The sequence below is a fragment of the Bacillus sp. BB081 genome, assembly GCF_008368895.1.
In the GTDB taxonomy this organism is placed as follows: domain Bacteria; phylum Bacillota; class Bacilli; order Bacillales; family Bacillaceae_G; genus Bacillus_A; species Bacillus_A wiedmannii.
The window spans coordinates 74432-80621 of sequence record NZ_QOZX01000095.1; the positions used below are offsets into that span (position 1 = coordinate 74432).

6 protein-coding genes and 2 pseudogenes are annotated in these 6190 nt (G+C 33.8%); 6 read left to right on the plus strand and 2 right to left on the minus strand.

The features are described from left to right. Positions 1 to 2 precede the first annotated feature (2 nt). Together DN394_RS26515 and DN394_RS26520 are read left to right on the plus strand one after the other, a co-directional pair. Positions 3 to 614: a DUF4166 domain-containing protein gene (locus tag DN394_RS26515; RefSeq protein ID WP_046959052.1), complete on the plus strand. Its 612-nt coding sequence runs from the start codon at positions 3 to 5 to the stop codon at positions 612 to 614. A gap of 5 nt (positions 615 to 619) precedes the next feature. Beyond that, complete coding sequence (locus tag DN394_RS26520) at positions 620 to 2245, plus strand: YndJ family protein (protein WP_149294404.1); 1626 nt, start codon at positions 620 to 622, stop codon at positions 2243 to 2245. Positions 2246 to 2274: 29 nt separating this feature from the next. Here the strand turns inward: DN394_RS26520 and DN394_RS26525 are convergent, their stop codons facing one another. Further along, on the minus strand, positions 2275 to 2760 hold the full coding sequence (locus tag DN394_RS26525; protein WP_149294405.1) for an 8-oxo-dGTP diphosphatase: 486 nt from the start codon (positions 2758 to 2760) through the stop codon (positions 2275 to 2277). 137 nt (positions 2761 to 2897) lie between these two features. Between DN394_RS26525 and DN394_RS26530 the strand changes: the two are divergent. Together DN394_RS26530 and DN394_RS26535 are read left to right on the plus strand one after the other, a co-directional pair. Continuing rightward, a pseudogene (locus DN394_RS26530) lies at positions 2898 to 4144 on the plus strand (MFS transporter). Between the two features lie 28 nt (positions 4145 to 4172). Beyond that, the gene (locus tag DN394_RS26535) at positions 4173 to 4451 is read left to right on the plus strand and encodes a hypothetical protein (RefSeq protein ID WP_097917597.1); all 279 of its coding nucleotides are present in this window, start codon (positions 4173 to 4175) and stop codon (positions 4449 to 4451) included. 19 nt (positions 4452 to 4470) lie between these two features. On the opposite strand, the gene DN394_RS26540 is transcribed toward DN394_RS26535, so the two are convergent. After that, entirely contained in the window at positions 4471 to 4935 is a 465-nt protein-coding gene (locus tag DN394_RS26540; RefSeq protein ID WP_000823321.1) for a hypothetical protein, read from the minus strand. Positions 4936 to 5046: 111 nt separating this feature from the next. Here DN394_RS26540 and DN394_RS26545 point away from each other — a divergent pair. Then, a pseudogene (locus DN394_RS26545) lies at positions 5047 to 5181 on the plus strand (carbon starvation CstA family protein); the annotation flags it as partial. A gap of 71 nt (positions 5182 to 5252) precedes the next feature. After that, the gene (locus tag DN394_RS26550; RefSeq protein ID WP_149294406.1) at positions 5253 to 6065 is read left to right on the plus strand and encodes a polyphosphate kinase 2 family protein; all 813 of its coding nucleotides are present in this window, start codon (positions 5253 to 5255) and stop codon (positions 6063 to 6065) included. The last annotated feature ends 125 nt before the right edge of the window (positions 6066 to 6190 follow it).

Sequence of the window (6190 nt, forward strand, 5' to 3'; positions counted from 1 at the left end):
GTATGGCTAATATTTATGAAAGACTATTAGGGGATTCTTATAAAAAACTTCATCCAAAATTACAGAAACGCTATGAGATTACAGAAGAAAATAGCTTTACTGGAGAAGGAAAGATGGATGAAATTTACGGAGGTTCTTTTTTCGTAAAATTGATATTAAAAATTGCATCGAAGTTTCGAATGTTTTTCTCTGAACGGGGGAAGGAAGTGCCATTTACAATACATAATACAGCTGAGCGAGATGAACATGGAAATGAACTTGTGCGGTGGAATCGTACTTTTTATTTTCATAATAAGAAAAGATACTTTAACGCTGTTATGCAGTTGGATGAAGAGAATAATGAAATTGTAGATTGTTTTGGTGAGCCACATTTACTCGTTTCTACATTGAATTTTTATATTGATGAAAAAGGCGGGATGCATATCTCTTCAAAGAAACAATGGTTTTTTATGTTTGGAAGAAAAGTACCGTTACCTAGGTTTTTATACGGAGACGCCAAAATTGTAGAAAGTTATGATGAAACACTACAATGTTTTCGAATTCATGTACAAGTGCGCAATGTATTAATTGGTTCATTATTTTCATATAAGGGAACATTTGTGGAGAGGAAATAAGTGATATGAAAAATATAATAGTTGGGATAGCTTGTTATATTATTTTTCTAATATGTGAGTGGTCAAATGTAAACCCAGTTGAAGCAATTATTTTATTATCTATTTTGTTATTTATACCGATGTCATTTTGCATCATTGATAAGAAAACAAGAAATGGATCATATGTATTATTTTATAAATTTGTATCGCTGTTATATCCAATCGCAGCAATTAGTGCAATGCTAGCTTTCGTAACAAATCACTATTTCTTTGCATTACTTTGGTTTGTATATACAGGAATTGTTGCGTTATTTGGTGTAAGTAGATTACTAGAAAGAGGATGGAAACCGTTAGAAGAGACGGCTATCGATAGTGCGTTTATGTATTTGTTTTTAGGTGGTTTCTGGTTTTTTGCTTCTGTAGCAAAACTCTCCATTATGCACTTTAGTTCTGACATTGTTTTGCTTACCGCTGCACATTTTCATTATTCGGCATTTCTACTGCCGTTATCAGTTGGTTTAATTGGGAGAAAAAGAGAAAAGAGAAGTAAAGTGTATGATGCTATTATGTTTATCATCGTCATTTCACCTATGACAGTTGCAATAGGAATTACGTACTCAAGAGTATTTGAATTTTTTGCAGTTTTTCTATATTTATGTGCTATTTATAGTTATGGGATTTATGTTTGGCGTACGAAATTTAATGCTATTAGTGCAAAGATGCTTCTGATCATATCGTCTAGTACACTCATGGTAACAATTATGTTTTCACTTATATATTCATATGGGAATTTGAAACATGTAATGACGATTACAATTGCTCAAATGGTTTGGATTCATGGTGTTGCCAATGGAATTGGAGTAGCGTTACCCGCATTTGTCGGCTGGATGATTGAAAAGAGTGCTCCGAATCATAAACATTACGGGAAACCAATGAGCAGGTTAATAGGAAATGCGACAGTTGGGGAAGCATTTTTACATAACAAAAATTTAATAGATAGCAAGGAATACAAAGGTTTAGTTGATAATATGAACGATTTTCATAGTGAGGGATTTGACATGGCGAAGATTCCTTTAAGTATTACTCGTTTTTATGAAAATACAAAAGAGTATGAGTTACAATCGCATATTAAGTGGGCTCGTTGGTTTCGTCCGGTTGCATTTTGCTATGAGAAAATGAGTAAGCGTGTAGGACAAATACATTTAGGAATGGGCGGTAAGTGGGAAACGATGCATGGCTCTATCGTTGGGATAATAGATGAGAAAGATGGAAGGGAGAATGTAAGGGCTTGGCTAAGAAAAAATGAAGCAGGAGAATCTATTTTTGTAGCTTTTTACTCAAAGCACACATATAAGAGCGAGACATATATGAATATTGCATTACCTTTACCATATTCGAATATGACGGGGGTTTTAAAATTATGTAATAAGAGTAATGATTTAATCATTACTAGTAAGCTGAGAAGAAATGGTAAAGGAGATGAGGGGATGTATTTACATACTCGTTTCTTTACAATTCGTTTACCGTTAGTAGAGACTTTTATTATAAAAGAGAACACGAATCACATATTAGAAGCTAACCATAGAATGTGGATATTTGGAGTTAAGTTTTTAGAAATTGATTATGAGATTAAGAAAATAGAAGGAAAGTAAAAAAAGCTTGGAGAGATACCAAGCCTTTTTTACGTATACGTAATTGTCATAGCAACTTGTTTATCTAAGTCTCGGTCCCAAACACGTTGAATTTCAAACGTACCTTTTTCAAAAAATAATGGGAATCTCTCTTTAAACCAATTTTGCATAGGAAGATTTAGTGCTGTATCGATTGCTACCCATAATAATTCGCCTTCAGGAGGATTCAAAAGGAGTTCACCTTCAAATGAATCTGTCCAATAGTTAAATACCATATATCGAACATTTTCTTTCGGATTTACGTATTCATCTAATCCTTTAAAAGTTAAATTTGAAACAAGTAATCCAGTTTCTTCTTTTACTTCTCGTTTAGCAGCTTGAACGATACTTTCTGGGAAATCTACTTTTCCGCCAGGAGCGATGTAGCCAGGAAAACCTCGATGATCGGGGCGTTTTATAAGTAAAACTTCATTATTTCGCTGGATCATACACATTGTATAGATGCGGTGCTCGATGTTATGAGAATTTTGAGGCATAACAATGTATTCTCCTTTATATTTATTTTGATAATTTTACCATAACATAATGGTTTCTTATATAATTAAAAAAGAATATTAGGAATTTTTAGTGATATATTATAAAGTCTATAATCATTTGAAAAGAGGAGAGAGAAATGCAAGGGGAAGTACAAAGAGAAAAAGCTTTGGGGTATGTTGGTAAATTATTGTTGCCAGTTAGAGTATCACGGCATTTTAAGTTTTTGTGGATTGGACAATTGGTTCTATAACGATGGTAATTTTACCAGTCGTTGTGTATTCGTTAACGGGTTCAACAGTTGTTATGGGGATGACAATGGCAATGTACATGCTACCAAATATTCTTGCTTTACCGTTTGCAGGTTTAGTTGTAGATCGAATTGACCGAGTAAAATTAATGTTATTAACAGACATAATCCGCTGTATATTGATGCTATTACTTGCAACGCTTATATTGATGGATTTATTAACAATTACAATTTTATATGTACTCGTTGCCTTTTACGGACTTATGGAAGGCATATTTCAGCCAGCGTATTCAGCTGTAAGAGCAAAAGTATTTGTACCAGAAATTCGAAACGCAGCTAATGCATTAACACAAATGAGTAATCAAGGTATACGACTAATTGGACCGGCTCTTGGAGGATTGATCGTTTCAGTTGCATCTGCTGGGATAGGGTTTGGATTAGATGCGGTAACGTATTTGTTATCATTTTTTTGTTTATTATTTTTAAGTGAAATAAAGTTTAAAAAAGTAAAACCCATTGAAAAGAGAAAGGTCGATTACAAACAAGAGTTTATGGAAGGTATTTTAGTGTTAAAAAGTCATCCGTGGCTATGGATTACAATTTTGGTTTTTTCTTTCGTAAACATTTGTTATGCCGGCATTATCGTCGTATTAATTCCATGGTTATTTAATGTTCATCATCATTTTGAAGCTTACGTGTATGGATTAGGAATGGCATCCTCTGGTGTTGGAGCTGTAATTGCCGCGCTAATATTTGGCGGTAGGGAACGATGGCATAAGCGGGGATTACTTGCCTATGGTGGTGTTTTAATAAGTGGTTGTGCGCTATTAATAATGCCGTTTATTGCTTGGGCCCCTGCTTTAATTGGATTAATGGCAATTGAAGGGTTCGGTATGATGATATTTGGACTCACTTGGGAAACAAGTTTACAAGAGCTTGTGCCAGAAGAAGCATTTGGAAGAGTTGCAAGCCTTGATATGTTAGGTTCATTTGCTTTATTACCACTAGGTTATGTGGTTGTAGGCTGGTTAGCTACTGTCATAGGTGGCGAGATAACGATTATAACACTAGCTATTTTAGTACTTGTAACAATTGGAATAGCGTTATGTGTAACAAGTATTCGACGATTTGATTGATGATATAAGGGAAGGGGAAACGACTTATATGATTATAGAGAACTTGAAAGATATAGTAGTAAAGGAGTTGGCCAACAAATATATTTTGCAAGAAAAGGTCTTTGAAGCAAAAAATTTCACAGTCTATATCGCCACCCATAGAGAAAATAAGCTAACATATAACCAACTAGTATTAATAAAACATCTTTGTAACGAAAAGCCTTCCGTACATATTTGGGACAAGAAAATTAGTACGGAAGCAACAGAACTAGAAATTACAGAAGAAGTGACGGAAGCGATTCAATCTGGTTTTGTAAATGAAGAATAAGCCCTAATCAAATTAGGGCTTATTCTTCATTAAACACAAATGTTTGTTTCATTTGTTCCCCCTCATTTACCGGATGACCGTTGTATGAGAAAATTTTTTCTTCCCAAGTAATGACGACTTTAAAATTATGGCTATTAAAGTCTAAAGGGAATACGATGTAGTCAAAGCTTGTCTGACTTTTTGAAACGTTGTTATGTAATGTAGTAGGATTAAAAGTAGCTTTAGAGGTAGGAGTGTTATCAACTATTTCTACAGCTACGTTTGACACGTCATTACCGATGTTTTTTACGAGTAAGCGATATGTATCGTATACCCCCTGTTTTGGCTGCGCTGCTTGCTTGTTTGCGTTATGGGATTTATCAATTTCGATATACCACTGTTTAGACTTTGATTCAATTGGTAGTGAGTGAAATGTGTATGCACTAGCTTGTATTGGTAGTGCTAAACAGATTAGTGTAAAGAGAGAAAGTATTTTTCGTTTCATCTTTAAAGTACTCCCATTCTGTAACGAATTTATTTGTTATTATCTTCTTTTTTTTGAGAAGGTATACCATAATTCAATTGTAAAAAATATAGTCTCTCTTTGTGAATAAGATGGATATATTTCTCTTGGGCTAACCAATTGCCTGCAGCAATTGCGTTATGGATTGGAACGATGTATTTATTTATAAAAGGAAAACTATATGTTGTTTTCTTAATTCCGGTGATATTCATGACGATCATGACAGTTTTTTGTGATATGAAAAAATTACCAAAAGTATGTTAAGATAATATTGTCATACAACAAGGGGGAATTGTTTTATGGGAAATGGACATCTTGCTAAAGTAGATTTGACGAAAAGAATTGAATCGAAATCTAAATACAATAAGAAACTTGAAAAATATCAAAGGCGCTTATTGGCGTTGCAGCAAATTGTAAAAGAAGAAAAAATCGCTGTTATGCTCGTTATGGAAGGCTGGGATGCGGCTGGAAAAGGCGGAGCGATTAAGCGAGTGACTGAACATCTTGATCCGCGCGGGTTTCAAGTAAATCCAATTGGAGCACCAGCACCTCATGAAAAACGGTACCATTACTTGCAACGTTTCTGGCGAAAACTTCCTCAGTACGGGCAAATTACTATTTTTGATCGCTCATGGTACGGACGTGTGTTAGTTGAGCGTGTTGAAGGGTTTGCTACAAAGGAAGAGTGGACGAGAGCGTATGATGAGATTAATGATTTTGAAAAACTATTAACAGATGATCATTATATAATCGGGAAGTTTTTCTATCATATTAGTAAAGATGAACAATTAAAGAGGTTTAAAGATAGAGAGAACAATCCTTTGAAAAGATGGAAAATTACAGATGAAGATTGGCGTAACCGTGAAAAATGGGGCGAGTATGTTGAAGCAATGGAAGACATGTTTGAAAAAACAAATAAGCCAAATGCGAAATGGCATATTATTGAAAGCAATGATAAATTATACGCACGTTTGAAAACATTGAAAGTGATTATTGCATTGATTGAGGATTACCTTTTAGAACATAATATAGAATTACCTTCTTATTATTATGAAATGAAAGAGGGAAAAACAAAAGGCTTTGAAACTAATCAAGATGTAGTTGCAAAATAGTACAAAGTTTGTATAAGAAATATAAAGTAGAGAAACCCTGTAATTTTGAACAACAAAATTACAGGGTTTTTTATTTAGAAACATTTTACAATTAATGAAATAAGATATATAATCAATAATCATAT

Bases quoted from the DNA above. Each gene is read 5' to 3' on its own strand.
- DN394_RS26535 (WP_097917597.1), top strand. From the start codon at position 4,173: ATGATTATAGAGAACTTGAAAGATATAGTAGTAAAGGAGTTGGCCAAC.
- DN394_RS26515 (WP_046959052.1), top strand. From the start codon at position 3: ATGGCTAATATTTATGAAAGACTATTAGGGGATTCTTATAAAAAACTT.
- DN394_RS26540 (WP_000823321.1), bottom strand. From the start codon at position 4,935: ATGAAACGAAAAATACTTTCTCTCTTTACACTAATCTGTTTAGCACTA.
- DN394_RS26525 (WP_149294405.1), bottom strand. From the start codon at position 2,760: ATGCCTCAAAATTCTCATAACATCGAGCACCGCATCTATACAATGTGT.
- DN394_RS26550 (WP_149294406.1), top strand. From the start codon at position 5,253: ATGGGAAATGGACATCTTGCTAAAGTAGATTTGACGAAAAGAATTGAA.
- DN394_RS26520 (WP_149294404.1), top strand. From the start codon at position 620: ATGAAAAATATAATAGTTGGGATAGCTTGTTATATTATTTTTCTAATA.